The following is a 25,512-nucleotide window of genomic DNA, read 5'->3' on the forward strand; positions in this document are numbered from 1 at the left end:
TCAAGATGAGATTTCCCATGGCGCAAGCTAGTAAGATCCCTGAAAGATGATCAGGTTGATAGGTCAGAGGTGGAAGCGTGGCGACATGTGGAGCTGACTGATACTAATAGATCGAGGACTTAACCAACGCTTTAAAAAAATGATATACCTTCTGATATTATCTAGTTTTGAAGGAATGAAAATTTCTTCTTGCATTTTCTCAAAAAGACGTTATAATAATATATGTCTTGAAAAAATGTTAACATTGTTTGGTGACGATAGCGAAGAGGTCACACCCGTTCCCATTCCGAACACGGCAGTTAAGCTCTTCAGCGCCGATGGTAGTTGGGGGTTTCCCCCTGTGAGAGTAGGACGTCGCCAAGCAGTTATATATGGAGGATTAGCTCAGCTGGGAGAGCATCTGCCTTACAAGCAGAGGGTCGGCGGTTCGATCCCGTCATCCTCCACCATTTTACACCTGCCGGTGTAGCTCAACTGGTAGAGCAACTGACTTGTAATCAGTAGGTTGGGGGTTCAAGTCCTCTTGCCGGCACCATCTTTTAGGTAGTACAAGCACGAGCCATTAGCTCAGTTGGTAGAGCATCTGACTTTTAATCAGAGGGTCGAAGGTTCGAATCCTTCATGGCTCACCATTTTATATGCGGGTGTGGCGGAATTGGCAGACGCACCAGACTTAGGATCTGGCGCCGCAAGGCGTGGGGGTTCAAGTCCCTTCACCCGCATCTTACATGCGGAAGTAGTTCAGTGGTAGAATACAACCTTGCCAAGGTTGGGGTCGCGGGTTCGAATCCCGTCTTCCGCTCCACTTTTCGTATGTGCCGGGGTGGCGGAACTGGCAGACGCACAGGACTTAAAATCCTGCGGTAGGTGACTACCGTACCGGTTCGATTCCGGTCCTCGGCACCATTATAATGTGCGCCCGTAGCTCAATTGGATAGAGCATCTGACTACGAATCAGAAGGTTGTAGGTTCGACTCCCGCCGGGCGCACCATGTTTTTTTTGCGGGAAGTAGCTCAGCTTGGTAGAGCACTTGGTTTGGGACCAAGGGGTCGCAGGTTCGAATCCTGTCTTCCCGACCACGTGATTTTTAATGAATGGGGCCTTAGCTCAGCTGGGAGAGCGCCTGCCTTGCACGCAGGAGGTCAGCGGTTCGATCCCGCTAGGCTCCACCATTTTTCACTCAAACACTTATATTATTTTGGCGGTGTAGCTCAGCTGGCTAGAGCGTACGGTTCATACCCGTGAGGTCGGGGGTTCGATCCCCTCCGCCGCTACCAATAAATATAAGGACCTTTAGCTCAGCTGGTTAGAGCAGACGGCTCATAACCGTCCGGTCGTAGGTTCGAGTCCTACAAGGTCCACCATATGCATTTTTTTACAAGCCGTGGAGGTATACCCAAGTTCGGCTGAAGGGATCGGTCTTGAAAACCGACAGGGGAGTCAAATCCCGCGGGGGTTCGAATCCCTCTACCTCCTCCATTTTTTCAAAAAAGCAGCAAGTTGTTTTGAAACAACCTTACATAGAGGAAGCGGAATAAACAAGTATACACGAAAACTTGATGCAAATCGTTTCATTATTACCGTCGCGGGGTGGAGCAGTCCGGTAGCTCGTCGGGCTCATAACCCGAAGGTCGCAGGTTCAAATCCTGTCCCCGCAATTATTAGGTCCCGTGGTGTAGCGGTTAACATGCCTGCCTGTCACGCAGGAGATCGCGGGTTCGATTCCCGTCGGGACCGCCATTTTCAATTTAATACATACGTGGCTCAGTAGCTCAGTCGGTAGAGCAAAGGACTGAAAATCCTTGTGTCGGCGGTTCGATTCCGTCCTGAGCCACCATATTTTTCAAATTACGGCGGTTGTGGCGAAGTGGTTAACGCACCTGATTGTGGTTCAGGCATTCGTGGGTTCGATTCCCATCAGTCGCCCCATTTCGCGGGTGTAGTTTAGTGGTAAAACCTCAGCCTTCCAAGCTGATGATGAGGGTTCGATTCCCTTCACCCGCTCCAAATATGGGCCTATAGCTCAGCTGGTTAGAGCGCACGCCTGATAAGCGTGAGGTCGATGGTTCGAGTCCATTTAGGCCCACCATATTCATATTGTTCCGCAGTAGCTCAGTGGTAGAGCATTCGGCTGTTAACCGAACGGTCGTAGGTTCGAGTCCTACCTGCGGAGCCATGGGGAAGTACTCAAGAGGCTGAAGAGGCGCCCCTGCTAAGGGTGTAGGTCGCGCGAGCGGCGCGAGGGTTCAAATCCCTCCTTCTCCGCCATTTGGCCCGTTGGTCAAGCGGTTAAGACACCGCCCTTTCACGGCGGTAACACGGGTTCGAATCCCGTACGGGTCATAACAAAAAAGGAAGCATACATCAATGTATGCTTCTTTTTTTCATTTCTTTTCCTTGATATAACTATCTTTTTGTTTATAGGGGATGTCTCCTAGCTGGGAATCTACATTTTCTTCTGTCAGTGCATCTTCATATTCCCTTTGCTTTTTGTTCGGAATATCTACTCTATTTTTTCCTTCGATATCATTTGCGGCAAATCCTTCATATTCTTCAGGAAATCCATTCGTTTCATCTTCGGTTTTATAAAGATCATTATAATTGTCATGATCGCCTGTGTAATCAGAAGGCGTTTCGGATGTACCGAATTTGGCAACTTCACCAAAGCTATCTTCTTTATCGACCAAATCTTTTCCATGACGATTTTCAAAATGATCTCCCTTGGATGGGATCAGTATGTCCTCTTCAACTGGACGATCTTGTACAGTTCTTCGTTCTGGGGCATGCTCGACACAGTATAGAGTGCTTGGGATTGCTTCAAGTCTTTCAACAGGGATTTCTGTATGGCAGGTTTTACAATGTCCATATGACCCTTCTTCTATAGCATTCAATGCTTCTTCGATTTTATCCATTTCAATTTGTGCATGCTCATCCAGTGCTTGATTCCGTTCCATCTCGAATAGTTCAGTTCCAAGGTCAGCCGGATGATTATCATAAGATGATAATTCCCCTACGGATTCCGTCTGGCTTTTATTCAGAACCGATTGTTCATCATTTTGTATTCTATTTCTGAGTTCATCTTTTTCTTTAAGCAGTTCATGTTTTAACATTTGCGTTTGCTGTATTGTTGCCATATCCATTTCACTCCTTCTATAGTCGTTAACACATTTAATATGGGTAAGAGGGTCGTATTATCTATTACCCGAATCGGAGTAAGGGAAAACAAATGGAGGATTGAAAAAGGACTGAGCGGAATGAGCTCAGTCCTTGAAGATTATATAAGATAGCTGATGAATAATCCTATGACCATAAGTAAGCCAAAGAAGGTGTTTGTTTGGGCCGTGGCTTTCATTGCTGGTACCATCGTGATCGGCTGTGTTTTACCGACGAAGCCTTTGATTGCTGCCATGGCTTTTGGAATGCTTAGGAATGCCAGTAGAACCCACGCTGTTACACTTCCAGTAAGGACTAGCCCAACAAGCCATAGGTAAGAGAAGGCAAACATGATAGCCATGAATGTAAGGGCATTTTTCCTGCCCATCACCACCGGCATCGTTTTGCGGCCATGTGCCTTATCTCCATCATGGTCACGGAGGTTATTGGATAGGTTGATCAGCCCGACTAATATTCCACTTGGTATGGCAATTAAGATAGCAGTTGAAGAAACATAACCGGTTTGAATGAAAAAGGCGATCAAAATGATCAAAAAGCCCATGAACAATCCTGAAAAAAGTTCCCCGAAAGGTGTATATGAGATAGGCAGGGGGCCACCTGTATAAAGATAACCGACAAGCATGCAGACGAGTCCTACTGCAGCAAGCCACCAAGATGATGCAGCGCAGATATAGATTCCAAGTATCAGTGCGATGGCGTACATGCCAAGAGCTAGGGTCATGATGAGTTTAGGGGTCATCCCATGGCGGACGATTCCGCCGCCAATTCCGACGGATTCCTTCGTATCTAAGCCTCTTTTAAAATCATAGTATTCATTGAATAAGTTTGTTGCAGCTTGAATCAGGATACTTGCAACCATCATGGCTGCGAAGAGCAGCCAATTTACGCCATCTTCCAAAAGCGCAATCACAGTTCCAAGTAAGACTGGGACAAAAGCAGCGGTTAGTGTATGTGGACGAATTAACTCCCACCAAATCTTCCAGGTCCGTTTAAGGGGAATTTCGTCGTATTCTGTTTGCATTATTTCTCTCCTCAAAATCATTATTGGTTGTCTCAAAAGTATAACAAATATTGAAATGTTGCACAAAAGGTTATCCTAATAAGTGTAGGAAAAGTCGGGAATGGTGTCAATTGGATTTCCAGGTTAATTCACTTCCAAAAACAAGGATATTTCTCTTCATTCGCTAAGATTCATATAATAAGGAAAAAAGCAGGAATGAATCGTTCGGTAAAGGGGCGTTTTATTGACATTGGGTTGAAGGGAGGTGTATCTTTAAATAGGTAAAAAAGCTTTTAAAATGTACATTTGGGGGGATTTTTTTGGCTATCTCAGAAGAAACTGAACAGTTTCAGGGGCTGGCTTCAGCTATACAACAGGCGAAGGACTTGAATGATCAAGTTCTATTCAGTCATATTAAGAAAGTTAATTGCACGAACCCCCTTTCATTTTATCAAGCTGGAAGAGAACGGTATGCGGGTGAACGCTTTTTCTGGGAGGACCCTGCAAAGGAAATAACCATCACTGGTTTAGGCAATGTTAAGAAAATCAAAGCGGCATCAAATGCCGAACGTTATAGAGAAGTCGAAAAGAGCTGGATCAAACTGCAGAATACTGCTGTCAAAACAGGGGTGACCGATGTAGAAGCGACCGGTCCTTTACTGTTTGGGGGCTTTTCTTTTGATTATGAATCTAACAGTACGCTCCTTTGGAATCAATTTGGGGATAACCTGTTTTATATACCTGCCTTCATGCTTTCAATAGTGGGGAAACAAGCTTACTTAACGACAAACTTACTTTGTTCACCTGATGATTCAGAAAAACTCTTCATAGATATGATAAATGAACGGGAAGCTTTCCTTTTTGAAAGCTTGGATGGCACTGGATTGGGTTCCAATTCCCTGCTTAAGCAGAGGGAGGTCGACCCTGAGGGATGGAAGCATACGGTCGCAGAGGCCGTAGAGGAAATCAAGACGACAGATCTCGACAAGATTGTTTTGGCAAGGGAGCTACGACTTGAGTTCGAGCGTTCCATTGATTCTGGGAAAGTGCTTGAGCAATTGATTGCTGAACAGCCATTAAGCTATATTTTCAGTTTGGAGGCGGGCGGTGACTGTTTTGTCGGTGCCACTCCTGAACGATTAATTAAGAAAAAGGGAAATGAAGTTTTTTCAACCTGTCTTGCTGGATCGATGGGACGAGGGAAAGATGAGCAAGAAGATGTTAGTCTTGGTGAAGAATTGCTTCATGACCAAAAGAATTTGCAGGAGCACCAATATGTCGTGTCGATGATATCAAAGGCCTTCGATGCTGTATGTGAAAAGGTAATGGTTCCAGCCGAACCGGAACTTATGAAAAACCGCCATATTCAGCATTTGTATACACCGGTACATGGTCTATCCAAAGAAGGTGTCACTATTTTTCAATTCGTGGAAAATCTCCATCCAACACCGGCTATGGGGGGACTTCCAAAAGAAAAGGCTGTTGTCCGAATTCGGGAAATGGAAGGTCTTGAACGCGGCTTTTATGCGGGCCCTTTAGGCTGGGTGGATACGTATGGGAACGGAGAATTTGCTGTAGGGATACGTTCTGCTCTAATACAGAATAATGAGGCATCGCTTTTTGCGGGATGCGGTGTAGTGGAGGATTCAACTCCCGAAAGTGAATTCCGGGAAACGGGAATTAAATTCAATCCGATGTTAAGTGCTTTAGGAGGAAACCTTAATGAATGACCGAGATGCATTGACAGCGTATGCTGCTTCATTTGTCGATGAGCTGGCACAAAATGAGATGAAACATGTGGTCGTGAGCCCAGGGTCACGATCTACGCCTCTCGCTTTGTTGCTCGTAGAACATCCTGATATCAAGATTCATATTAATGTGGATGAGCGATCGGCCGCTTTTTTTGCCCTTGGTCTCGCCAAGGCCTTAAAAGAACCTGTCGGACTTCTTTGTACGTCCGGTACAGCGGCTGCGAACTTTTATCCAGCCGTCATTGAAGCTTTCTATTCAAGGGTGCCACTTATTGTACTTACAGCCGATCGTCCGCATGAGTTGCGTGATGTCGGTGCCCCACAGGCAATCGATCAGATTCATCTGTACGGAAGGCAAGTTAAATGGTTTGTCGAAATGGCACTTCCTGAAAGTACAGATGAGATGATGCGGTATGCGAGAACGATCGGTGCAAGGGCAGTAGCTACTGCGGCCACTGAACCTGCTGGACCTGTACATTTGAATTTTCCGCTTCGTGAACCACTGATTCCGAATCTGGAGGAAGCAAAGGCATATAGGCAAAATAAATTGGCACCTGCCGTGTTGATCGATAGTGGAGAACGTTCACTGTCCGCATCACAAATAGAAGCTGTGACAGCTACATTGTCACAAGCGAAGCAAGGCATCATAGTGTGTGGGGAATTACCGCAACCAGAGATGAAGGAAGCCATCGTCGCATTAGCGGCTAAACTTGGTTTTCCGTTACTGGCTGACCCCCTTTCCCAGCTAAGAAGCGGGAGTCACGACAAAGCCATCATTATTGATACATACGATACGTTTCTACGCGATGAAGCCGCGAAGGCTGCTTTCAAGCCAGACGTGATCTTGCGTTTCGGGGCAATGCCTGTTTCTAAACCTTTATTGTTATTCATGAAAAAACAAAAACAAGCCATCACTTTGGTCGTCGATGGCGGAGCGGGGTGGCGCGAACCAGCCGGCTTGGCAACGAACATGATTTACTGCGATGAGAAAGATTTCTGTAAACGTGTTGGTGAAAAAATTACGGATGCCGCTGATGATGAATGGCTTGGATTATGGCAAACAGTCAACGGAGCGACAAAGAATGCGTTAGCCTCCATTCGAGATGAAGAGGAGTTAAGTGAAGGCAAACTGTTCTCCCTCCTACAGGATATGATGCCAATGGAATCCACATTATTTGTCGGTAATAGTATGCCGATACGTGATTTGGATACGTTCTTTTTGAATAATGGAAAAGGAATCAAAACCTTTGGAAATCGTGGAGCGAATGGCATTGATGGTGTCGTTTCCACTGCGCTTGGGGTAAGTACGGTATCGAAAAATACAGTGCTGGCAATCGGGGATTTAAGCTTTTTCCATGATATGAATGGCCTACTTGCGGCAAAACTTCAAAAACAAAATATCACGATATTGCTGATTAATAATGATGGAGGCGGAATATTCTCCTTCTTGCCGCAGTCAAATGACAGAGAACATTTCGAAACTCTATTCGGCACGCCTCATGGGCTTGATTTTTCCCATACTGCCCAGCTTTATGGCGGTAAATACAACAAAGTGCAAAATTGGGATGAGTTAAAGAAGGTATTTATAGAGTCGTTTGAAATCCAAGGTTTGAAAATAATCGAAGTACCAACAGAAAGAGAATCCAATGTCCAGATGCATCGAAATTTGTGGAGTTTTGTTTCCCAGGAAATAAAAATGGTATTAGATAGGGAAATATCATGAATATTGTCTGCAAGGATGTCACTTATGCTGTTGAAATAACGGGAAATGGAGAACCGCTTGTACTTTTACATGGATTTACGGGAAATCGGGATACGTGGAAATTCCTCATTCCGTTTTTACATGAGAGATATACCATGATCATGGTCGATATTATTGGCCATGGCATGTCTGCGGCACCAGCGGATTTTCATCGATATGAGATGGAACGTGTGGCTGAAGATCTCAAGTATATTTTGGAGAAGCTGCATTTCCCGAAAACCCATATCCTTGGATACTCCATGGGGGGAAGGCTTGCATTGGGTTTTGCCTGTTTGTATCCTGAGTTTGTCGATACATTGATTTTGGAAAGCGCTTCACCCGGTCTTTTAACAGAAGAGGAACGGGAAATCCGAAGGCAAAATGATAGGAAGCTTGCCGAACGGATTCTTGAAAATGGCATGGAAGCATTTGTTGATCAATGGGAAAACATCCCGCTGTTTGAAAGCCAAAAAAGGCTATCATCCAAAACAAGGTTGTCCATAAGGGAGCAGCGGTTAGCCAATGTCCCTACTGGTCTTTCAAATAGCCTTCTTGGTATGGGGACTGGCAGTCAAGCTTCTTACTGGGATGAACTCGATACCCTTGATTTTCCTGTGCTCCTTATAACAGGTGAACTCGACCCAAAGTTTTGTGAAATAGCGGATATGATGAATAAAAAGCTAAAGCGGGCTGAATGGAAAATAATAAGTGATGCCGGGCATGCGATTCATGTGGAAGATGGAGAAAAGTTTGGTAAAATAATAAGTGAGTTTTTAAAACGAAATCAAGGAGGAATTTAGATGACGATACAATGGGAAACTATACGTGAGTATGATGAAATTTTATATGAAAAATATAATGGGATCGCGAAAGTGTCCATCAACCGACCACATGTACATAATGCATTCACGCCAAAAACGACTGCTGAAATGATTGATGCATTCGCAAGAGCGCGTGATGATTCGAGCATAGGTGTCATTATTTTAACGGGTGTAGGCGGCAAAGCATTCTGTTCAGGCGGAGACCAAAAAGTACGCGGAAATGGCGGATATGTTGGTGAAGATAACATTCCACGTCTTAACGTTCTTGATTTGCAACGCTTGATTCGCGTGATTCCAAAACCTGTCGTAGCTATGGTTGCAGGTTATGCAATTGGTGGCGGTAATGTCCTGAATGTGGTATGCGACTTGACGATTGCTGCTGACAATGCGATTTTCGGACAAACTGGACCGAATGTGGGGAGCTTTGATGCAGGATATGGTTCTGGCTACTTAGCGCGTATCGTGGGCCATAAGAAGGCACGTGAGATCTGGTACCTATGCCGTCAATACAATGCTCAGGAAGCGTTGGATATGGGATTGGTCAACACGGTTGTACCATTAGACCAATTAGAAGCGGAAACAGTTAAATGGTGTGAAGAAATGCTTGAGAAGAGCCCAACGGCACTTCGTTTCTTGAAAGCGGCAATGAATGCTGACACTGATGGCCTTGCAGGTCTTCAACAATTGGCTGGCGACGCTACACTTTTATACTATACAACAGAAGAAGCAAAAGAAGGCCGCGATGCATTCAAGGAAAAACGCAATCCGGACTTTGGGCAATTCCCTCGTTTCCCTTAATGGAACGTGTGAATCGATGAGACTGCAGCTTGGCGGATAATCGCCGGGCTGTTTTCTATATCTAAATATAGGAGGGTAAGCAACCATGGCAGAAGAAAAGTTGCCGAACTGGCTGAAAAATCGGGCGCATCTTTCACCGGATCGTCCGGCAATCGAGTTTGAAGGTCATACGTATAGCTTTCTTGAACTACATACATTAACAGAGAAGATGGCTGGAAAGCTAGCGATTAAAGGTCTGAAGGCTGGCGATTCATGCGCGGTTTTACTCCGTAACCATATTGATGGTGTGGTCTTGATCCATGCACTATTTTATCTCGGTGTGAAAATTGTGATGCTGAATAATAAATTAACGGCAAAAGAGCTGTCCTGGCAGATTGAGGACAGTGAGACGGGCTTTTTGGTTTCAGAAGGTTCCTTCTCCGACAAACTCTCCGATGTTGCCGAGATACTTCCGGATTTACACCCTCTTTTAATGGAAGAATTGCCTGAAGGAGGAGCGGCAGAGATTTTGCAGGAGTTTTATCTTGATGATACGGCTACGATCATGTATACATCGGGTACGACAGGAAATCCGAAAGGCGTGATCCAAACATTCGGCAACCATTGGTGGAGTGCCGTCGGGTCGGTTTTAAACCTTGGATTGCATGAGGATGATTCTTGGTATTGTGCCGTTCCGATCTTTCATATTAGCGGACTATCCATCTTGATGAAAAATGTGATTTATGGCATGAAGGTCGTTTTGGCAGAGAGGTTTGATGAAAGGGAAGCAAACCAGAGCATTCAGGAGAATGGCGTGACGATCATCTCGGTCGTGACGGCGATGCTTAACAGGCTGTTGCGTGATTTGAAGGAGACAAGCTATCCCGATGCCTTTCGCTGTATGCTGTTAGGCGGCGGCCCTGCTCCCGTTCATTTACTTGAAGTTTGTAAGGAGAAAGGGATTCCCGTCTATCAGACGTATGGGATGACCGAAACGTCTTCACAGATTGTGACACTGGCACCGGAGTATAGCATGACAAAAATCGGATCAGCGGGAAAACCATTGTTCCCTTCGCAGTTACGGATAGAGCTGGACGGCAATATTTGTGAACCCGGTGCAGCGGGGGAAATCGTGGTTTCGGGTCCGAATGTGACAAAAGGCTATTTCAATCGTATGGACGCTACACAGCAGGCGATTGCAGATGGATGGCTTTATACCGGGGATCTTGGTTTTCTAGATGAGGAAGGCTTTTTATATGTGCTTGACCGACGCTCGGATCTGATCATATCCGGCGGAGAAAATGTTTATCCGGCGGAGATTGAAAGTGTCCTTAGTAAGCATCCTGATGTTTTCGAAGCGGGAGTGACGGGGACTGAAGATGAAAAATGGGGACAGGTACCACTTGCTTTTGTCGTCTTGCATCAAGGAGCGGATCAAAAAGAGAACGACCTGCTGGAGTATTGCAGGGAATTCTTGGCACCCTATAAAATCCCCAGGAACGTGATTTTTTGCGAGGAACTTCCCAGGAATGGTGCAAGCAAGCTGCTGAGAAGGGAACTGAAGAAGAGAATGGGGGACTGGCAATGAAGTTATCCTCCATTTCCCTAAAGGTCATTAAGGCCCCCTTGAAGCGGCCATTTAAGACGCATCTCGAAACGGTAAGTGAACGGGAAGTGATAATTGTCGAGGCCAAGGATAAAGATGGATTGATTGGATACGGAGAAGCCGTTCCTTTTTCAAGTCCTTGGTATACCGAGGAAACGATCAAAACCTGCTTTCATATGTTGGGTGATTTCTTAATACCGTTGACATTGGCCAGTCAGTTTGGACATCCTGATGAGCTGCCGGGCTTATGGAGCGGAATCAGACGGAATGCAATGGCGAAGTCGGCTCTAGAACAGGCAATTCTTGATCTATATGCGAAGCAGAAGGATGTCTATCTCGGACGGCTGTTTGGCGGCGAACGAAGTGAAGTGGCCGCTGGTGTAGTTGTTGCTTCCAATGATATAGAAGATGCGATGCACCAAATCGAGGATTTTTCCGGATTCGGTTATCAGCGTTATAAAATAAAAATCAATCCTCAAAATGATTTGGAGTTTTTAGCGGAAATACGTCGGGCCTATCCCGATATCCCACTAATGGCAGATGCCAATTCAGCGTACACTCTTGATGACATCCCACATCTGCAGAAGCTTGATGTGTTTAAGTTGATGATGATTGAGCAGCCGCTAGGTCATGACGACATTGTTGAACATTCCATTTTGCAAAAACAATTGCAGACACCTATTTGCCTAGATGAAAGCATCAATTCATATCATGACGCCAAAAGTGCGATGTCACTCAGGAGCTGTGGGGTTATCAACATTAAGATGGCAAAAGTCGGCGGCTGGACGGAAGCGGTCAAAGTCCATGATCTATGTGTGGAAAATGGCGTGCCCGTTTGGTGCGGGGGGATGATTGAATTTGGCATATCACGTGCCCATAATATCGCTCTTGCCACTTTAAAAGGGTTCACGATTCCCGGGGATATATCATCCTCATCCCGCTATTGGGAAGGGGATATAATCAATCCGGAAGTCATTGTCGAAGATGGCATGATCCAGGTTCCAAAAAAAGCCGGAATCGGTTTTTCCATCAATGAAAAGCGGCTAAAAGATTTGACTACATATAGTAAAATTTACAAATGAAAACATCAAAAGAGGTGCATATCCCACCTCTTTTTAAATGTAATGATATTCCTCTGACAGCTTTATCTGCTGCATGCCTTTTAAATCTTCGGTATATATTTCTTCACCCATTTAGTGCTTTTTAGACGGATAACCCACCCTTTTAGTAAATGATTTTAATAGGATACTAACAAATATTTTACATTGGCCCTCTAATGCTTTTATAAAATGTCATTTCCTTTAAATGGCGCGATGATGAATATTTTTTTTGGAAAATGGGGCTTTGTCTATTTTTTCTATAATGGATTATTTTGTATAATGAGATGAAAGTATAAAAACTAAGTAAAAGGGAGGGAGAGTATATGAAAAAACCGTACCTTATCGCAGAAATCCTATTAAGAAGGGGTATGCCCGACTATGTCATTAAAGAACTGACGGCATTGGAGGAGTGTGAACTGTTTCTTTTGAAGAGAAAATGGGGTCAATATAATCGAAAGACGGGTGCTTAATTGAAAACTAAAAGGGAACCGCTTTTACGTTCTGACCGGTCCCCATGTGCTTTACTGTTTTTTTAGCCGGTACCTATTGACCGGACGGCCAATGCTTCCATATTGGACGTCAAGCTGAAGGACATCTTCGTCGTGTAAGTATTCAAGATAGCGCCGGGCTGTAACTCTGGCAATTCCAATTCCATCGGCCACCTCTTCTGCGGATAAGGCTCCAGGCATCGTTTTTATGAATTTCGTCACTTGCTCAAGCGTCGCACCATTCAATCCTTTAGGAACATCGTATTTCGGACTGGTTTCAGAAGGTGTTTTATTTTGAAAGAGAATTCGGTCGAGTTGATTTTGAGAGATTTGATGGTCCGGTTCAACCTCCATCCGAAAAGCAAAATATTGTTCAAGCGTATGCTTTAGCCTTTCAAATTTAAATGGCTTGATTAAATAGTCAAAAGCCCCGTTTTGTATCATTTTTCGGATCGTTTTCTGGTCATTGGCTGCCGAAATGATGATGACATCCACATCCATTTGTTCTTTTCTTATTTGATAGAGTGTATCAACCCCGTTTAAAGCAGGCATGAAGATGTCCAAAATGACAAGATCGGGTTTAGACTGCCTGATTTTTTCCAGACCCTCAAGTCCATTGGAAGCTGTATCAAAGACTTTAAAAGAAGGCAGGCGCTCGATGAATTGTTTGTTAACCTCTTGGACCATTGGGTCGTCTTCAATTAAAAGTACACGAATTTCATTAGTCATTTTGGTTCTCCTCTATATCATGCATGGGAAAGGAAAGAAAAAAGCTTGTCCCTTCGTTATGCCGTGTCGTGAATTTCATTTCGCCGTTCGCTTTTTTTACAATTTGATTTATTAAATAAAGGCCAATTCCTGATCCTTCCGCACCTTTTGTTGTAAAACCATATTCGAATATATCTTCATGAATGTCCTCGGGAATACCGGGTCCGTTATCCTCGAGGACGATTTGACAATGTCGTTCATCCTGGTAGATGGATAGATAAACCTGTTTTATGTCCTCTTCGCAATGTTTTAGCGCGGCGAAAGAATTTTCGATCAAGTTTCCGATTATCAAAACAAAATCGTGATGATCCATATCAGTTGGAAAGTGGTCCAATTTCATGTGCTTATCCATTATGAGTTCGATTCCGAGTTCCCGTCCCAAAGAGATCTTGCTTAATATAAGCCCCACAATATTATCATCGTGAATATGCTTCGTTAAAAACCTGGTCAATTCCTCTTGCTCTTCCGTGATTTGAAAAATGTAATGCAGTGCTTCGTCAAGATTCCCCAGCTGGATCAATCCTGCTATCGTATGAAGTTTGTTCATATGCTCATGGTTTTGAACGCGCAGGGCTTCAACGAATGCTTTGACACTGGTCAACTCTTCAGCAAGCTTCGTCACATCGGTGCGATCCTGGAAAATGGCCACGGCACCAATCGTTTTATCCGCAATCTTTATCGGTACCCGGTTGCTTACAATATTCCTGTTTTGAACCGAGATTTCCTGATTGAAGATGGGGGATGTCCGGTCGAGCACTTCCGGGAGACGGGTATCATGTATAATATCATTGATATTCTTGCCTATTACCGCACCGTTAATTTTGAATATTTGCTTAGCCTTTTCATTGAAAATCGTGATGGTCTGATTATTATCTATGGCAATGACCCCTTCATGCATGGCATTGAAGGCAGCGGTCCTTTCGACTAACATCCGTGTAATTTCATGTGGTTCAAGTTGGAAGGTCTCTTTTTTTATCTGCCTGGCCATGAGCCATGAACCACATGCACCGAATAGAAGTGTAAGAAAAAGGATAATCGCGATTTCGCCTCTCAAATCCTTGATTAATTCCGGGATTGTCGGCAAGATATTCCCAACCAGAACAACGCCGATTTGCTCGTTTTCCTTATCAAGAATCGGGACAAAGGCACGTATGGAAATGCCTAGTTCGCCAGCCGCCTTTGAAATGTACTCGTGTTCAGCAAAGGCAGCGCTTTCGTCGTTGCTGTTCGATGGGGTCCCCAATTGACTGAACACTGGATGTGAATAGCGTATATGCTGATTGTTGAGCACAACTATATAATCTGCTTGATGGAATTTCCTTAAGTTTTCAATCATCGGGTTCAGTTGCTTCCAGCCTTCGGGCTCGCGAACAAATTTTTGAACTTCAGGGAGCTCGGCAATGGTGTGGGCAGTGATCATGGAGCGTTTGCCGATTTCGTCTTCCCTGACTGAAACGATATTTCCAAATATAAAAATCCCGCCTATAAGTATCGAAAAAGCGACGATTACGAATGATAGCAGGGTGATTTTGAATTGAATGGGCATATGAAAGGATTTATCCATTATTTTTCCTCCATTACTTCTATACTTTATAGTAACAGAATTTCTATCTCTTTTCGCTGTTTTTCGCGCATTGTATTACGACAGTAAAATGGCTGTGATAGAATAGAAATAATATGAAGTGAGCGGTAAGGAGTTGTCGATATGCGTGCATTATGGGGGTATTTCATTTTAATTGGCATGGGGCTTTTGATAGCCGTCTATATATCGTTTCAATCGTTCTTTACCAGCTTCGGTTTCAATTTGCCGAAGGATGAGGAGCAGGTGGGGATGGAGGATCAGATCGTAATTAAGTTCAGTCATGTCGTCGCAGAAAATACACCTAAAGGGCTGGCTGCGAACCGATTCGCCAAACTTGTGGATGAATATACAGATCATCGTGTCAAAATTGAAGTTTATCCTAATCAATCCTTATATAGTGATCATGAAGAAATCGATGCGTTACACGAAAACAAGGTACAGATGATTGCTCCAACTACATCCAAAATTACGAACATATCAAAAAAATGGATGCTTTTGGACCTTCCTTACGTTTTTCCTACCGACGCTGCCTTGCAGGAAGCTTTGAATGGAGAAGTGGGAGAAGAGCTGCTTACGCATTTAAATACCATGGATATCGAGGGTCTCGCATTCTGGTCGAATAACTACAAGCAGATTACAAGTAATAAACCGATACGGCATCCAAGTGATTTTGCAGGAAAGAATTTTAGAATCATGCCAAGTGCAGTCCTGGAAAGCCAATTCACGCATTTTGGGGCAACCACATCGGAGCTGGAATTTAATGATACGTTTAAAAGTCTTGAAATCAATAAGACGGACAGCCAGGAAAATACGATCTCGAATATCTATTCCAAGAAATTATATGAGGTGCAAAAATATTTAACGATCAGTGATCACGGGTATCTAGGGTATGTCGTCATGATAAACAAGCCGTTTTGGGACAAGCTTCCACTGGATATTCAGCAGGAAATCCAACGAGCAATGGACGATACAACCAAATGGCTATGGATCAAATCAAATGAATTGAATCAGGAGCAACTTCGGGAAATCAAGCAAAAATCTAACATCGACATTTATACATTGTCAGATGAAGAAAAGAAAGAGTGGATGGATGAGATGACGGTCATCTATCCAGAATTCGAGGCTACGATTGGAACGGAATTGATGAGGAAAATGGAGAAAATTCGCGAGAAGTATTTAAAAGAATAACGAACGTAAGGGAATCCCCATTGAAAGGGGTTCCCTTTTTCTTTATCGTTCCCGATAGAATTACTCGTCTTGATTTTGTAAAAAATCAATCATTTCTTCATAATCATATGTTTTTAACACCAAACCATTTTCATCGAACACGATGAATGCAGGTTCTTTCTTTAATTCAAGTTTTGGATAGTGCTCATTCAATGACTTGTAAGATGCTTCATTTGTAATTGGGCTCACATTGGTTATATTACTCTCTTCTAGTAAATCAAATGTAATTTCTTTACCAACGGCTTGGAGCGAATACTTATGACCCTCACTAGGCAAAAGATTCGGATGAATTCTAGCGAAATCATCTTTTTCATCCGTGCACGCAACTAGCATTGATAGGAGTAGAAGCACTAAACTTCCATTTATGATCTTTTTCATATTCTCCCCTCTCTATACTTAATTTGATTATTTCATAAATTGTAATAATTAAAGCTTATCACAGGTTACTTAAGAACAAGAGGCTATCAGCAATCAATTTGCTTTGTCAAGAACCGAAACTCCAAATTGCTGAAAGCTGACAAAACGAAAATGAACTCTTTAAAGTGCCGGGGTACAAAAAAGAAGCGGATTCAGAGGGATCCGCTTCTTTTTCGTCTATTTCAATGCAGTTTGCAGTGTCTTGATATTTTTTTCCATTAAACTGAAGTAATCTTCACCGGCTTCAATGTCTTTATCCGTCAATACGGAAAGGTTATGGAGCGTAAGTGATTTTGCTCCCATTTCCTTTTGAATGATCTCTGTTAATTTTGAACTGATATTCTGCTCAAAGATGACATAGTTCAAGTTTTCTTTATTAGCCATGGTAACGATTTTTTCCAGATCCTTTTGAGAAGGCTCGTTTGAAGACGTTAGCCCTGTGACACCAATCTGTTCAAGTCCATATCGTTCCTCCCAATAACCATAAGCGGAATGCGAAACGATGATCTTATTGGTACGGCCAGATTCGATTGTCGTCGCGAATTTTTTATCGAGTGCCTTCAGCTTTTCGGAAAGTTCGTTGAATCGGCTGTTGAAATATTCTTCCTGTTCAGGCATTTTTTTCGTTAATTCTTCCTTGATGCTTTTAGCCATTTCAATGGAATAGATGGGATCCAACCACAAATGGGGATTAACGCCACCATGATCATGACCGTCTTCTTCATGTGCATGTTCGTGTTCATTTTCATCTAGATGAACCGTTTCACCTACAGCGACTGTGGTGACGCCCTCTTTGCTTAAAATCGGTTTAGCTTTGGTTACGAAGCCTTCAAGATGATAACCAATATAGAAAAATAGGTCTGACTCAGCCATTTTTACAATATCCTTTTGAGAGGGATCAAACGAGTGTTCATCCGTTCCGGGGGGATATACCGTTTCGACGTTTACGTACTCCCCGCCAATAGCTTCCGTGAAGTATTGTAAAGGGTAAACCGTCGTGTAGACGTTTAAAATGTTTTTATCAGTATGGTTAGTTTCTCCCTTTAAATTGCCACAGCCTGAAAGAAATAGCGCTGTAACTAGAAAAAGGGAGAGTAGTACTCTTTTTTTCATGTATAACTCTCCTTATTAGATAATTCGTATTGATTACGATTTGAGTTTTATATGTTAAAAACGAAATGATTCCGATTTGACTTCTGTATAATACAAAAGATTACACAAGAAAGCAAGGTTTTTTCTAATGATTTTCACCTTTTTTCTTTTTTTCTGGAACAAGGTCAATGCCTCCTGGATGAAATGGATGACATTTAAGAATCCGGACGATGGCTAACCAGCTTCCTTTTATCGGACCGAACCGATTTATCGCTTCTAATCCATAATGGGAACAAGTCGGATAAAAACGGCAGGTGGGTGGTTTTAATGGAGAAATGGCAACTTGGTAAAAACGGATGATTCCCATTAATATTTTTTTCAAAATGTTTTCATCCCTTTTCGAGTAAATTCACTACCTCCAATTATAGCATATTTTCTAAATTTCCAATAAGGTAAACATATTGGAAATCCGAGCTGAATAATAAGAATTAATTTTAAAGGATGAAATATATTGTTATTCAAGGTAAAATGGAGATGACATACTATTAAGGAGTGAATTAAATGCCTTCAGTTGAAAGCTTTGAATTAGATCATAACGCTGTTAAAGCCCCATATGTTAGACATTGCGGTGTCCATAAGGTAGGAACAGATGGTGTTGTTAATAAATTTGATATCCGTTTTTGCCAGCCGAATAAACAAGCGATGAAGCCTGATACGATCCACACATTGGAACATTTGCTAGCATTCAATATCCGTAAGCATTCTGAACGATACGATCATTTTGATATTATCGATATTTCGCCTATGGGATGTCAAACAGGTTATTACCTTGTGGTCAGCGGTGAGCCGACAGTAACGGAAATAATCGATGTTCTTGAAGATACATTCAAGGATGCCGTTACAATTACAGAAATTCCTGCAGCAAATGAAAAACAATGCGGGCAAGCAAAATTGCATGACCTTGAAGGAGCAAAGAAATTAATGAATTTCTGGCTTTCACAAGATAAAGAAGATCTTCATAAAGTTTTCGGTTAATAAAAAAATGAAAAAGTTCCTGTCATTAAATTGACAGGAACTTTTTTCATTTTTCGGGCTCTTCATTTTTTGCGTCATCTTCAGGCAAAGGATCAATAGGATCCACTGTATGCTTGTAGCTGTAACCTTTTCCAATCGTTAGAACGGATAATGCCAATACAATCAGAATCACGATGATGGAGATCACTAAAACCGTAACCATACTTTACAGCTCCTATCGGTTCCATTTTAGTTTCATTTTAGCATAAGAACAGGATCAGAAAATGTTTCAATTTTTGAATAGAGGGAATCATAAAGGTATAACCAACTTACGGAGGTAGATATTTATGGCCCAGAAAAAATTAGGAACTTTAGTGAATAAGGAAATTGCAAACTTCAGTGTTCTTTATACGAAAATTCATAATTACCACTGGTTCGTGAATGGACCTCACTTCTTTGAACTTCACCAAAAATTGGAAGAGTTATATGTAGAAGTGACATCCAATTATGACGAATTGGCCGAACGACTATTGGCCATTGGTGAAAAACCGGTTGCTACCCTTAAAGAGTACATGGTATTAACTACGATTGAAGAAGCAACAGGTAACGAAAATACTGAAGATATGGTTCAAAGCGTCATCAACGACTTCGAGAAGCTATCTGAAGAGTTCTTAGAAATCATTGCAGTGGCTGAAGAAGAAGATCCGGTTACAGCTGATATGCTGACAGGCATGAAGAAAAGCTTAAACAAACATGCTTGGATGCTGCGTGCGTACTTAGGACATTAAGGTTAAGGGAAAAGCTCTGCTTCGGTAGGGCTTTTTTTTTATGGACGAAGAAAATTAAAACAACAAAAAAGGCATCCATCAAAGGAGGGACACCTGACAAAGTATGTATTAATGAATATTCCTAGGCGGAAAATGTGTAGGTTTCGTGTCGTTCATGCTACTTTGTGCGAACTTCCCTTTTAATGTTTCAATAATGTAAAGGCCCATTAGATTAGTTAGTTCTTGATCATCCATCTCTTGAAGCAATTCGAAAATTTCCTTACGGTCCAGTTGTTCCAGAACCGCAAAAGTAAGCATATCAATATCCTCTTCATCGCCAGTCAACTTATTACGGTACATATTGTATAATTCTTCAATTAACTTCAAAACTTTCACCTCACATTTCTTAGAAATCCGTTATCTCCTTATATGTAGGTTATCAAAAAAACCTCTGGGTGCATATAAAAATTTGAAGGATGCTTGGGCTTATTATATGTTTTACCCTTTGAAAGATACTTTAATCTATTATTTAACAACTTTGTCCTTCTATAAACAAAATTTTCCATTGTATGAAGTGGGGAATTACGTGAAAAAATAAGCGTAGGATATTTGGAAAGGGTGGATGAATGTGTCTGAAAAAAGGAAAAAGTATTACATTTGGCTTCCGAATGGGCAGATAACACAAGATAGAGAAAGTTCTCCGTGGAATTTCGAGATTGAGGCCACCGATAACGAAGTCCTCCAGTTACGTGAGTTATTTGATTATAATTATTCAATAGGGGAAGAAAACTTTTACCGGGCACATGTCCCATACCTTCAATATCATTTTGACCGCGAAAATGATAAACAAGATATCACACTCCAAAAAATTTACGAAATGATTTATCAACTTGGTACTGAAGAAGGAAGACAGCATATAGAAAGTATGGGGATTTTACAGGCAAAACCAACAGACGATGGCCTCGAGTATTGAGGGGCCATCGTTTTTTCGATGTGATGAAGATTCTTGCTAGATAGTAGGTTATTTTATCCATATAATGAGTAATGAGTCCAATAAATTTAATGATTATTTCTTATATGGAGAGAAGGGGAAAAATGAACCGGTTTTTTGATAAGAACGGATATATGGTGGAATTCTCCGAGGATCCCGTTTTTGGGGAGTCCTGGCATGTTTTTGTGCTCAGCAGGTATAAGAGAAGGTGGGTATTGACTAAACACAGAGAGCGGGGATTGGAATTCCCGGGAGGTAAGCGAGAAGCAGGAGAGTCGATTGAAGAAGCAGCTATAAGGGAAGTGTATGAAGAAACGGGGGGATTGGTTGGGCAACTGCGATTTTTGGGACAATATAAAGTACATGATCCGATAAAACCAATCATTAAATCGATATACTTTGCTAATTTACGTGAGGTGGAAAAGAAAGAAGATTACCTGGAAACCGACGGTCCGATCTTCTTGGATATATTGCCTGAGGTACTTGGCGATGAGTTTAGTTTCATCATGAAAGATAAAATCGTGCCGTTGAGCATATCAAGGCTGGATGATGGCTTTTTGCTGAGAAACGAGTGAATTGCCGGAACTCACGAGTAAATGGACGAAATTTACGAGTAAATGACTAAAATTCACGAGTAAATTGCCGGAACCCACGAGTAAACGCGAGAAACCCGCGGGTAATGCCACAAATTTGGCAATGAAAATGAAACTGCCGAGGGTTATCGGCAGTTAGGTTAGTCTTTGATTAGTTTTCGCTCGAGCAGTTCTACAAGTTGATACATGATGGTAGCAAAGACGGCGATGATCATCAAGGCAAGCATGACGAGGGTGAAGTTGAAGACTTGAAAGCCATAAATGATTAGGTAGCCTAGTCCTTTTGCCGAGACAAGGAATTCTCCGACGATTACGCCGACCCAGGACAGGCCGACATTCACTTTCAATGTCGAGATGATGGTTGGGAAGCAGGCTGGTAATATGGCTTCCCGGAAGGACTGAGCCCTTGTGGCACCGAATGTCTGCAACACCTTCAGGTAGTTCGGATCAACTTCTCGGAATGCGGTGTAGACGACGATGGTGGTGATGATGATGGAGATGATCGCCCCCATCGATATGATGGATGGAAAGCCAGGGCCGAATGCTACGATGATGATGGGCCCGAGTGCTACTTTCGGCATGGCATTTAAAATGACGAGATATGGGTCAAGTGTCCTTGATAATCTTGGTGACCACCATAGCAGGGATGCGAGGACTGTTCCAAGAAGTGTCCCGATGATAAAGCCTAAAACGGTCTCGAATAGCGTCACGCCCGAATGCGAAAGCAGTGTTCCATCGCCCAATTTCTGTATGAAAAGATGCCACACTTTAGATGGGGAGCTGAAGATGAGCGGGTCGATCCATTTCATCCGTGAAAAAAGCTCCCAACTGCTGAAAAAAACAATGAAAATCAGGATCTGATAAAAACGGATGAGCCTGTTTTCCTTTTTTAAAGAGGTTTTATATTGGTTATGAAGTTGTTCAATATTCAAGGCTCTCAAGCTCCTTCCAGATCGTTTGGAATAGTATCTGATACTGTGGATGGTTGCGTGCATGGAAAGGCGTCAGCTCGCGCAGTTCATCGGGCACCTCGAATGTCTTGTGCAAGCTTCCGGGGTTCGCGGAAAACAAATGAATGCGGTCGCTCATTGCAATGGCTTCACCGATATCATGGGTGACGAGCACGGCTGTCTTTCCGAAGGATTTCAGGGTTTCAAAAACAAGGTCTTCCAACTTCAGCTTCGTTTGGTAATCAAGAGCCGAGAAGGGTTCATCAAGCAAAAGGATTTTGGGGTCGACCGCTAGTGTCCGTGCCAATGCAGCCCTTTGCCTCATTCCTCCTGAGAGTTCGCGCGGATATAATTTTCCGGTGCCTCCCAATCCAACATCACTTAAAAGTTTCAGCGTTTTTATTCTCTCAAGACCTTCATCCTTATTAATCAGTTTCAATCCTAATAAAACATTTTCTTCTATCGTCTTCCATGGAAATAGATAATCCTGCTGCAGCATATAGCCGATTGAAAGATCACTATCAGCATTCAGCGGTTTGTCTTCTAGCAGGATCTTTCCAGAAGTGGGCGGAAATAACCCGGCGATGATGGAAAGCAGAGTGGTCTTTCCGCAGCCGCTCGGACCTAGAAAAGAGACGAATTCACCTTTTTCAATGTCGAGGGAAATGTCCGCGAGTGCGGTCGCTGCCGTCTGATTTGAAAAATAAGTATGGTGAATGTCTTGGATTTTTAAAAAGCTCATCTGACATCCTCCTTACCTTAGCTAAGCTATTTTGCAACTTTTTCAGCAAATTCCGTATTGACCAGTTCATCATGGCTTATTCGTGAAGGAAGCTCGCCGGCTTCATCCATGATGTTTTGCAGGTTGTTCCATTCTTCTTCATCAAGAATAGGGTCGGTGGCAAAGGATCCTTGTTCTTTGTAACGGTTGATAACTGTTTCCATCGTATCAATATTGGTATCCTCAAAATACGGCTGAATGACTTCGGCAATTTCGGCAGCGTCATTTTCCTGAACCCAATCCTGTGCTTTTTTCAATGCTTTTGTGAATTTCTCGACGGTCTCTTTGTCCTCTTTCAAATAGCTTTCTTTAGCCATATACACTGTATAGGGAAGATGCCCGGACTCGGTGCCGAAAGAAGCGACGATATAGCCTTTTCCTTCTTTTTCAAATACACTGGCCGTTGGTTCGAACAATTGAACAAAATCCCCGGTCCCGGAAGCGAAGGCAGTTGCGACATTCGCAAAATCAATATTCTGTATGAGGTTCAAATCATTATGCGGGTCTATGTTATGTTTTTTCAATACGAACTCGCCGGCCATCTGCGGCATACCGCCTTTTCGTTGGCCTAGGAATGTAGAGTTTTTCAGCATATCCCAATTGAAGTTGTCAATTTTTTCACGTGAAACAAGAAACGTTCCATCCGTCTGTGTTAATTGAGCGAAGTTGATGACAGGATCGTTCGGACCTTGAGCTTGAACATAGATTGATGTTTCAGAGCCAACAAGAGCAATATCCGCTCCATCGGAAAGGAGTGTGGTCATCGTCTTGTCGCCGCCTGCCGTCGTTTTCAAATCAATGGTTAGGCCCTCCTCTTTAAAAAATCCCTTTTCAATCGCTACATATTGCGGTGTATAGAAAAGGGAGCGGGTTACTTCGGCCACCCTGACCTTCGTTGTTTCCTTGTTCTTGTTGCCGCATGCTCCGAGCGGGATAACCAGCATGCACAGAAGTAAGAATACGACACCTGCTTTACACCATTTTTTCAAAATTCCTTCCTCCTTGATATATAGGTATTTTGCCTACATTATCGTATGAACGGAAGTGAAAAATGTGAATGCCTATCAGGGGATAAAAACAAGCGGATGTTTTACAATAAGATTAAGGAGAAAGGAGAGTGGAAATTGGAGAACGGAACGATTATTTCAAAACGGCGGTTTCCATCACCGCATCCACAAATCCATCTTTATTCAGTTACATACATATCACAAGGCTTGAAGGTAAAGGGGTTACTGGCTGAACCGGTCGATGGTGAAGTTCATGATGCCTTCTTATATTTACGCGGCGGGATAAAAAATGTCGGAAAGGTGAGGCCCGCAAGGATTGTGCAGTATGCTGTTGAGGGATTCATCGTTTTTGCCCCTTTTTATCGTGGGAATCAAGGCGGAGAGGGAGATGAGGACTTTGGAGGCGAAGATCGGTTCGATGCGATATCAGGGTTCAATCTTCTTGAACAGCACCCTCGAGTGAACAAGGAGCACATTCATATCCTTGGATTTTCCCGTGGCGGCATCATGGCGCTTTGGACGGGGATATACTGTAAGAATGCAGCGTCGATTGTAACTTGGGGAGGTGTATCAGATATGTTTTTAACATATGTCGAACGGGTCGATATGCGTCGGATGATGAAACGGGTAATCGGCGGCACACCTAAAAAATGCCCTGATCAATATGAATACCGTACGCCATTGTTTGCAATTGAAGATTTAAATGTACCGGTTCTGATCATTCATGGTGAAAAAGATGATAATGTTGCGATTGAACACGCATACCGGTTGGAGAAAAGGTTGAAAATGCATGGCAAAGAGGTGGAAAGCTGGTATTTTCCCCAATTCACACATTACTTCCCACCAGCCGTCAACAGAAAAGTAGTTGAAGATTTAACATCTTGGATGAAAAATAAAACCGAAAAATGATAGAATGAAGTATATTATAAGTATATTGGCAAGAGGAGGAGATACACATGGGCATGCCTATGGAACTCAACACCATGATCGTTACAAAAGGAAACGAAACTCGTGAACAAGAAAATATCTTTAGACTGACAAAGGAGGGTTACCGGTTATATCCTATCGATATTCCAATCGATGTCCGTAAAACGATTCAATCTGACTCAAGCGGAACTGCCGTTATCCAAAAAGTCGAATGGACGAGCGAAAAAACCATCATTACGTACCAATTACTATCATTGAACTCAACTAACTAAATAGATAAGCGAGCGCTTGCCGGGAATAGCCGCTGCAAGCGCTTTTTTTTATTTGGTTTATGGAATTCGACCTCACGAAATTTTAGCTGAAATTCATTTCTCTAAATAAATGATAATCAACTAATGGTAAAATTGTGTACAAGGATGTTTGGGGTGATTTGATGATTTTGGTGAGTTCTTGTTTAGCGGGACTTGAGGTGAGATACGACGGTACAAACAGCTTGGATGATAGAATTCTGGAATTGTTGGAAGAGAGAAAGGCAATATCTGTATGTCCTGAGTTGCTTGGAGGTTTTTCGACACCTCGGGAGCCAGCGGAGATTATTGGCGGTGACGGTGTGGATGTCCTTGATGGAAAAGCGAGGGTAATCGAAAAGTCGGGACGGGATGTTACGGAATTGTACATAAGAGGAGCCCATCTTACATTACGGAAAGCCCAGGAAGTTGACGCGACGCTTGTCATTTTAAAAGAAAATAGTCCATCCTGTGGAAGTGCGATGATCTATAACGGTGAATTCAATGGGGAGAAGAGAGCTGGGAATGGCGTGACTGCGGCTTTACTTACACGGCATGGGTTCACGGTAACTTCAGAGGAAAGGTTATTGAATTATCTAGATGAAAGATGAGTAATGCATTTTAAGTGTGCTTTTGAAAGAAGGGGAATA

At 42.8% G+C, this 25,512-nt stretch carries 27 protein-coding genes, 21 tRNA genes and 2 rRNA genes; 38 read left to right on the top strand and 12 right to left on the bottom strand.

The features are described 5' to 3' along the window. The 23 genes from LQ203_RS12810 to LQ203_RS12920 all read left to right on the top strand — a co-directional run. Nucleotides 1-127, top strand: a 23S ribosomal RNA gene (locus LQ203_RS12810); the annotation flags it as partial. Nucleotides 128-247: 120 nt separating this feature from the next. Next, nucleotides 248-363: ribosomal RNA gene (gene rrf / locus LQ203_RS12815) — 5S ribosomal RNA — on the top strand. A 10-nt stretch (nt 364-373) separates the two neighbouring features. Next, nucleotides 374-449, top strand: a tRNA-Val gene (locus LQ203_RS12820). Nucleotides 450-459: 10 nt separating this feature from the next. After that, a tRNA-Thr gene (locus LQ203_RS12825) sits at nt 460-535 on the top strand. A 21-nt stretch (nt 536-556) separates the two neighbouring features. Next, nucleotides 557-632, top strand: a tRNA-Lys gene (locus LQ203_RS12830). Nucleotides 633-640: 8 nt separating this feature from the next. Beyond that, nucleotides 641-722: transfer RNA gene (locus tag LQ203_RS12835), tRNA-Leu, on the top strand. A gap of 8 nt (nt 723-730) precedes the next feature. After that, nucleotides 731-805 (top strand) — tRNA-Gly (locus LQ203_RS12840). 12 nt (nt 806-817) lie between these two features. Beyond that, a tRNA-Leu gene (locus LQ203_RS12845) sits at nt 818-906 on the top strand. A 9-nt stretch (nt 907-915) separates the two neighbouring features. Further along, nucleotides 916-992 (top strand) — tRNA-Arg (locus LQ203_RS12850). 11 nt (nt 993-1,003) lie between these two features. Further along, a tRNA-Pro gene (locus LQ203_RS12855) sits at nt 1,004-1,080 on the top strand. A gap of 17 nt (nt 1,081-1,097) precedes the next feature. After that, nucleotides 1,098-1,173 (top strand) — tRNA-Ala (locus LQ203_RS12860). A 28-nt stretch (nt 1,174-1,201) separates the two neighbouring features. Next, nucleotides 1,202-1,278: transfer RNA gene (locus LQ203_RS12865), tRNA-Met, on the top strand. 10 nt (nt 1,279-1,288) lie between these two features. Further along, nucleotides 1,289-1,365: transfer RNA gene (locus LQ203_RS12870), tRNA-Ile, on the top strand. Between the two features lie 22 nt (nt 1,366-1,387). Then, nucleotides 1,388-1,480 (top strand) — tRNA-Ser (locus LQ203_RS12875). A 105-nt stretch (nt 1,481-1,585) separates the two neighbouring features. Beyond that, nucleotides 1,586-1,659 (top strand) — tRNA-Met (locus LQ203_RS12880). Between the two features lie 6 nt (nt 1,660-1,665). Continuing rightward, a tRNA-Asp gene (locus LQ203_RS12885) sits at nt 1,666-1,741 on the top strand. Nucleotides 1,742-1,762: 21 nt separating this feature from the next. Then, nucleotides 1,763-1,838: transfer RNA gene (locus LQ203_RS12890), tRNA-Phe, on the top strand. 16 nt (nt 1,839-1,854) lie between these two features. Then, nucleotides 1,855-1,930 (top strand) — tRNA-His (locus LQ203_RS12895). A 4-nt stretch (nt 1,931-1,934) separates the two neighbouring features. Beyond that, a tRNA-Gly gene (locus LQ203_RS12900) sits at nt 1,935-2,008 on the top strand. 5 nt (nt 2,009-2,013) lie between these two features. Continuing rightward, a tRNA-Ile gene (locus LQ203_RS12905) sits at nt 2,014-2,090 on the top strand. A 12-nt stretch (nt 2,091-2,102) separates the two neighbouring features. Beyond that, nucleotides 2,103-2,177 (top strand) — tRNA-Asn (locus tag LQ203_RS12910). A 1-nt stretch (nt 2,178) separates the two neighbouring features. Continuing rightward, nucleotides 2,179-2,269: transfer RNA gene (locus LQ203_RS12915), tRNA-Ser, on the top strand. Between the two features lie 3 nt (nt 2,270-2,272). Further along, nucleotides 2,273-2,344: transfer RNA gene (locus LQ203_RS12920), tRNA-Glu, on the top strand. Between the two features lie 41 nt (nt 2,345-2,385). On the opposite strand, the gene LQ203_RS12925 is transcribed toward LQ203_RS12920, so the two are convergent. Together LQ203_RS12925 and LQ203_RS12930 are read right to left on the bottom strand one after the other, a co-directional pair. Continuing rightward, complete coding sequence (locus tag LQ203_RS12925; RefSeq protein ID WP_230158746.1) at nt 2,386-3,135, bottom strand: TraR/DksA C4-type zinc finger protein; 750 nt, start codon at nt 3,133-3,135, stop codon at nt 2,386-2,388. Nucleotides 3,136-3,275: 140 nt separating this feature from the next. Further along, on the bottom strand, nt 3,276-4,196 hold the full coding sequence (locus LQ203_RS12930; RefSeq protein WP_230158747.1) for a 1,4-dihydroxy-2-naphthoate polyprenyltransferase: 921 nt from the start codon (nt 4,194-4,196) through the stop codon (nt 3,276-3,278). A 299-nt stretch (nt 4,197-4,495) separates the two neighbouring features. Between LQ203_RS12930 and LQ203_RS12935 the strand changes: the two genes are divergently transcribed. From LQ203_RS12935 to LQ203_RS12965, 7 genes are all read left to right on the top strand, one after another. Then, nucleotides 4,496-5,905 carry an isochorismate synthase gene (locus tag LQ203_RS12935; protein WP_230158748.1) on the top strand — a complete coding sequence of 470 codons (1,410 nt, stop codon included), beginning with the start codon at nt 4,496-4,498 and terminating at the stop codon, nt 5,903-5,905. After that, nucleotides 5,898-7,649, top strand: a complete 1,752-nt coding sequence (gene menD / locus LQ203_RS12940; RefSeq protein WP_230158749.1) for a 2-succinyl-5-enolpyruvyl-6-hydroxy-3-cyclohexene-1-carboxylic-acid synthase — start codon at nt 5,898-5,900, stop codon at nt 7,647-7,649. Before LQ203_RS12935 ends, menD begins: the two co-directional genes overlap by 8 nt. Beyond that, nucleotides 7,646-8,467: a 2-succinyl-6-hydroxy-2,4-cyclohexadiene-1-carboxylate synthase gene (gene menH / locus LQ203_RS12945; protein ID WP_230158750.1), complete on the top strand. Its 822-nt coding sequence runs from the start codon at nt 7,646-7,648 to the stop codon at nt 8,465-8,467. Before menD ends, menH begins: the two co-directional genes overlap by 4 nt. Continuing rightward, nucleotides 8,468-9,286 carry a 1,4-dihydroxy-2-naphthoyl-CoA synthase gene (gene menB / locus LQ203_RS12950; protein WP_230158751.1) on the top strand — a complete coding sequence of 273 codons (819 nt, stop codon included), beginning with the start codon at nt 8,468-8,470 and terminating at the stop codon, nt 9,284-9,286. Nucleotides 9,287-9,371: 85 nt separating this feature from the next. Further along, the gene (locus LQ203_RS12955) at nt 9,372-10,853 is read left to right on the top strand and encodes an o-succinylbenzoate--CoA ligase (RefSeq protein ID WP_230158752.1); all 1,482 of its coding nucleotides are present in this window, start codon (nt 9,372-9,374) and stop codon (nt 10,851-10,853) included. Further along, a complete protein-coding gene (gene menC / locus LQ203_RS12960) occupies nt 10,850-11,953 on the top strand; it encodes an o-succinylbenzoate synthase (protein WP_230158753.1) in 1,104 nt (367 codons plus the stop codon). Before LQ203_RS12955 ends, menC begins: the two co-directional genes overlap by 4 nt. A gap of 341 nt (nt 11,954-12,294) precedes the next feature. After that, nucleotides 12,295-12,441 carry a hypothetical protein gene (locus LQ203_RS12965; RefSeq protein ID WP_230158754.1) on the top strand — a complete coding sequence of 49 codons (147 nt, stop codon included), beginning with the start codon at nt 12,295-12,297 and terminating at the stop codon, nt 12,439-12,441. 51 nt (nt 12,442-12,492) lie between these two features. Here LQ203_RS12965 and LQ203_RS12970 read toward each other — a convergent pair whose 3' ends face one another. Continuing rightward, nucleotides 12,493-13,188: a response regulator gene (locus LQ203_RS12970; RefSeq protein WP_230158755.1), complete on the bottom strand. Its 696-nt coding sequence runs from the start codon at nt 13,186-13,188 to the stop codon at nt 12,493-12,495. Beyond that, complete coding sequence (locus LQ203_RS12975) at nt 13,181-14,791, bottom strand: sensor histidine kinase (RefSeq protein WP_230158756.1); 1,611 nt, start codon at nt 14,789-14,791, stop codon at nt 13,181-13,183. Before LQ203_RS12975 ends, LQ203_RS12970 begins: the two co-directional genes overlap by 8 nt. 141 nt (nt 14,792-14,932) lie before the next feature. Between LQ203_RS12975 and LQ203_RS12980 the strand changes: the two genes are divergently transcribed. After that, complete coding sequence (locus LQ203_RS12980) at nt 14,933-15,997, top strand: DctP family TRAP transporter solute-binding subunit (protein WP_230158757.1); 1,065 nt, start codon at nt 14,933-14,935, stop codon at nt 15,995-15,997. A gap of 60 nt (nt 15,998-16,057) precedes the next feature. Here the strand turns inward: LQ203_RS12980 and LQ203_RS12985 are convergent, their stop codons facing one another. From LQ203_RS12985 to yidD, 3 genes are all read right to left on the bottom strand, one after another. After that, complete coding sequence (locus tag LQ203_RS12985; protein ID WP_230158758.1) at nt 16,058-16,414, bottom strand: hypothetical protein; 357 nt, start codon at nt 16,412-16,414, stop codon at nt 16,058-16,060. A gap of 216 nt (nt 16,415-16,630) precedes the next feature. Then, nucleotides 16,631-17,566, bottom strand: a complete 936-nt coding sequence (locus LQ203_RS12990) for a zinc ABC transporter substrate-binding protein (RefSeq protein WP_230158759.1) — start codon at nt 17,564-17,566, stop codon at nt 16,631-16,633. A gap of 124 nt (nt 17,567-17,690) precedes the next feature. Continuing rightward, entirely contained in the window at nt 17,691-17,930 is a 240-nt protein-coding gene (yidD, locus tag LQ203_RS12995; RefSeq protein ID WP_230158956.1) for a membrane protein insertion efficiency factor YidD, read from the bottom strand. Between the two features lie 176 nt (nt 17,931-18,106). Between yidD and LQ203_RS13000 the strand changes: the two genes are divergently transcribed. Continuing rightward, nucleotides 18,107-18,580 carry an S-ribosylhomocysteine lyase gene (locus LQ203_RS13000; protein ID WP_116821104.1) on the top strand — a complete coding sequence of 158 codons (474 nt, stop codon included), beginning with the start codon at nt 18,107-18,109 and terminating at the stop codon, nt 18,578-18,580. 46 nt (nt 18,581-18,626) lie between these two features. Here the strand turns inward: LQ203_RS13000 and ytzI are convergent, their stop codons facing one another. After that, on the bottom strand, nt 18,627-18,782 hold the full coding sequence (gene ytzI, locus LQ203_RS13005; protein ID WP_230158760.1) for a YtzI protein: 156 nt from the start codon (nt 18,780-18,782) through the stop codon (nt 18,627-18,629). A 124-nt stretch (nt 18,783-18,906) separates the two neighbouring features. On the opposite strand from ytzI, the gene LQ203_RS13010 reads away from it, so the two are divergent. Then, entirely contained in the window at nt 18,907-19,347 is a 441-nt protein-coding gene (locus LQ203_RS13010; protein WP_230158761.1) for a DNA starvation/stationary phase protection protein, read from the top strand. Nucleotides 19,348-19,455: 108 nt separating this feature from the next. Here LQ203_RS13010 and LQ203_RS13015 read toward each other — a convergent pair whose 3' ends face one another. Next, nucleotides 19,456-19,713 (bottom strand): DUF6154 family protein, encoded by a 258-nt coding sequence (locus tag LQ203_RS13015; RefSeq protein ID WP_230158762.1) that lies wholly within the window; start codon nt 19,711-19,713, stop codon nt 19,456-19,458. Between the two features lie 235 nt (nt 19,714-19,948). Between LQ203_RS13015 and LQ203_RS13020 the strand changes: the two genes are divergently transcribed. Both LQ203_RS13020 and ytkD read left to right on the top strand, forming a co-directional pair. Further along, nucleotides 19,949-20,299, top strand: coding sequence for a hydrolase (locus LQ203_RS13020; protein ID WP_230158763.1), 351 nt, complete (start codon nt 19,949-19,951; stop codon nt 20,297-20,299). 122 nt (nt 20,300-20,421) lie between these two features. Then, entirely contained in the window at nt 20,422-20,892 is a 471-nt protein-coding gene (gene ytkD / locus LQ203_RS13025) for an RNA deprotection pyrophosphohydrolase (RefSeq protein WP_290370581.1), read from the top strand. A gap of 158 nt (nt 20,893-21,050) precedes the next feature. Here the strand turns inward: ytkD and LQ203_RS13030 are convergent, their stop codons facing one another. Genes LQ203_RS13030 through LQ203_RS13040 form a run of 3 tightly spaced genes read right to left on the bottom strand, consistent with a single transcriptional unit; the run spans nt 21,051 to nt 23,585 of the window. Continuing rightward, nucleotides 21,051-21,842 (bottom strand): ABC transporter permease, encoded by a 792-nt coding sequence (locus tag LQ203_RS13030; RefSeq protein ID WP_230158764.1) that lies wholly within the window; start codon nt 21,840-21,842, stop codon nt 21,051-21,053. Further along, the gene (locus LQ203_RS13035) at nt 21,832-22,602 is read right to left on the bottom strand and encodes an ABC transporter ATP-binding protein (RefSeq protein WP_230158765.1); all 771 of its coding nucleotides are present in this window, start codon (nt 22,600-22,602) and stop codon (nt 21,832-21,834) included. The genes LQ203_RS13030 and LQ203_RS13035 overlap by 11 nt, the downstream gene beginning before the upstream one ends. 26 nt (nt 22,603-22,628) lie before the next feature. After that, nucleotides 22,629-23,585, bottom strand: coding sequence for an ABC transporter substrate-binding protein (locus tag LQ203_RS13040; RefSeq protein WP_230158958.1), 957 nt, complete (start codon nt 23,583-23,585; stop codon nt 22,629-22,631). A 141-nt stretch (nt 23,586-23,726) separates the two neighbouring features. On the opposite strand from LQ203_RS13040, the gene LQ203_RS13045 reads away from it, so the two are divergent. The 3 genes from LQ203_RS13045 to LQ203_RS13055 all read left to right on the top strand — a co-directional run bounded on the left by LQ203_RS13045 (nt 23,727) and on the right by LQ203_RS13055 (nt 25,473). Beyond that, entirely contained in the window at nt 23,727-24,557 is an 831-nt protein-coding gene (locus LQ203_RS13045) for a prolyl oligopeptidase family serine peptidase (RefSeq protein ID WP_230158766.1), read from the top strand. Between the two features lie 47 nt (nt 24,558-24,604). Then, nucleotides 24,605-24,847 (top strand): DUF2584 domain-containing protein, encoded by a 243-nt coding sequence (locus LQ203_RS13050; protein ID WP_230158767.1) that lies wholly within the window; start codon nt 24,605-24,607, stop codon nt 24,845-24,847. A 161-nt stretch (nt 24,848-25,008) separates the two neighbouring features. Next, nucleotides 25,009-25,473: a DUF523 domain-containing protein gene (locus LQ203_RS13055; RefSeq protein WP_230158768.1), complete on the top strand. Its 465-nt coding sequence runs from the start codon at nt 25,009-25,011 to the stop codon at nt 25,471-25,473. Nucleotides 25,474-25,512 lie beyond the last annotated feature (39 nt).

This window comes from Peribacillus sp. Bi96 (genome assembly GCF_918698115.1).
In the GTDB taxonomy this organism is placed as follows: Bacteria; Bacillota; Bacilli; order Bacillales; family DSM-1321; genus Peribacillus.

Coding starts and splice junctions, on each gene's coding strand:
- LQ203_RS12925 (WP_230158746.1), bottom strand. CDS start 3,135: ATGGCAACAATACAGCAAACGCAAATGTTAAAACATGAACTGCTTAAA.
- LQ203_RS12930 (WP_230158747.1), bottom strand. CDS start 4,196: ATGCAAACAGAATACGACGAAATTCCCCTTAAACGGACCTGGAAGATT.
- menD (WP_230158749.1), top strand. CDS start 5,898: ATGAATGACCGAGATGCATTGACAGCGTATGCTGCTTCATTTGTCGAT.
- menH (WP_230158750.1), top strand. CDS start 7,646: ATGAATATTGTCTGCAAGGATGTCACTTATGCTGTTGAAATAACGGGA.
- menB (WP_230158751.1), top strand. CDS start 8,468: ATGACGATACAATGGGAAACTATACGTGAGTATGATGAAATTTTATAT.
- LQ203_RS12955 (WP_230158752.1), top strand. CDS start 9,372: ATGGCAGAAGAAAAGTTGCCGAACTGGCTGAAAAATCGGGCGCATCTT.
- menC (WP_230158753.1), top strand. CDS start 10,850: ATGAAGTTATCCTCCATTTCCCTAAAGGTCATTAAGGCCCCCTTGAAG.
- LQ203_RS12965 (WP_230158754.1), top strand. CDS start 12,295: ATGAAAAAACCGTACCTTATCGCAGAAATCCTATTAAGAAGGGGTATG.
- LQ203_RS12970 (WP_230158755.1), bottom strand. CDS start 13,188: ATGACTAATGAAATTCGTGTACTTTTAATTGAAGACGACCCAATGGTC.
- LQ203_RS12975 (WP_230158756.1), bottom strand. CDS start 14,791: ATGGATAAATCCTTTCATATGCCCATTCAATTCAAAATCACCCTGCTA.
- LQ203_RS12980 (WP_230158757.1), top strand. CDS start 14,933: ATGCGTGCATTATGGGGGTATTTCATTTTAATTGGCATGGGGCTTTTG.
- LQ203_RS12985 (WP_230158758.1), bottom strand. CDS start 16,414: ATGAAAAAGATCATAAATGGAAGTTTAGTGCTTCTACTCCTATCAATG.
- LQ203_RS12990 (WP_230158759.1), bottom strand. CDS start 17,566: ATGAAAAAAAGAGTACTACTCTCCCTTTTTCTAGTTACAGCGCTATTT.
- LQ203_RS13000 (WP_116821104.1), top strand. CDS start 18,107: ATGCCTTCAGTTGAAAGCTTTGAATTAGATCATAACGCTGTTAAAGCC.
- ytzI (WP_230158760.1), bottom strand. CDS start 18,782: ATGGTTACGGTTTTAGTGATCTCCATCATCGTGATTCTGATTGTATTG.
- LQ203_RS13010 (WP_230158761.1), top strand. CDS start 18,907: ATGGCCCAGAAAAAATTAGGAACTTTAGTGAATAAGGAAATTGCAAAC.
- LQ203_RS13020 (WP_230158763.1), top strand. CDS start 19,949: ATGAATGTGTCTGAAAAAAGGAAAAAGTATTACATTTGGCTTCCGAAT.
- ytkD (WP_290370581.1), top strand. CDS start 20,422: ATGAACCGGTTTTTTGATAAGAACGGATATATGGTGGAATTCTCCGAG.
- LQ203_RS13035 (WP_230158765.1), bottom strand. CDS start 22,602: ATGAGCTTTTTAAAAATCCAAGACATTCACCATACTTATTTTTCAAAT.
- LQ203_RS13040 (WP_230158958.1), bottom strand. CDS start 23,585: ATGCTGGTTATCCCGCTCGGAGCATGCGGCAACAAGAACAAGGAAACA.
- LQ203_RS13045 (WP_230158766.1), top strand. CDS start 23,727: ATGTTTTACAATAAGATTAAGGAGAAAGGAGAGTGGAAATTGGAGAAC.
- LQ203_RS13050 (WP_230158767.1), top strand. CDS start 24,605: ATGGGCATGCCTATGGAACTCAACACCATGATCGTTACAAAAGGAAAC.
- LQ203_RS13055 (WP_230158768.1), top strand. CDS start 25,009: ATGATTTTGGTGAGTTCTTGTTTAGCGGGACTTGAGGTGAGATACGAC.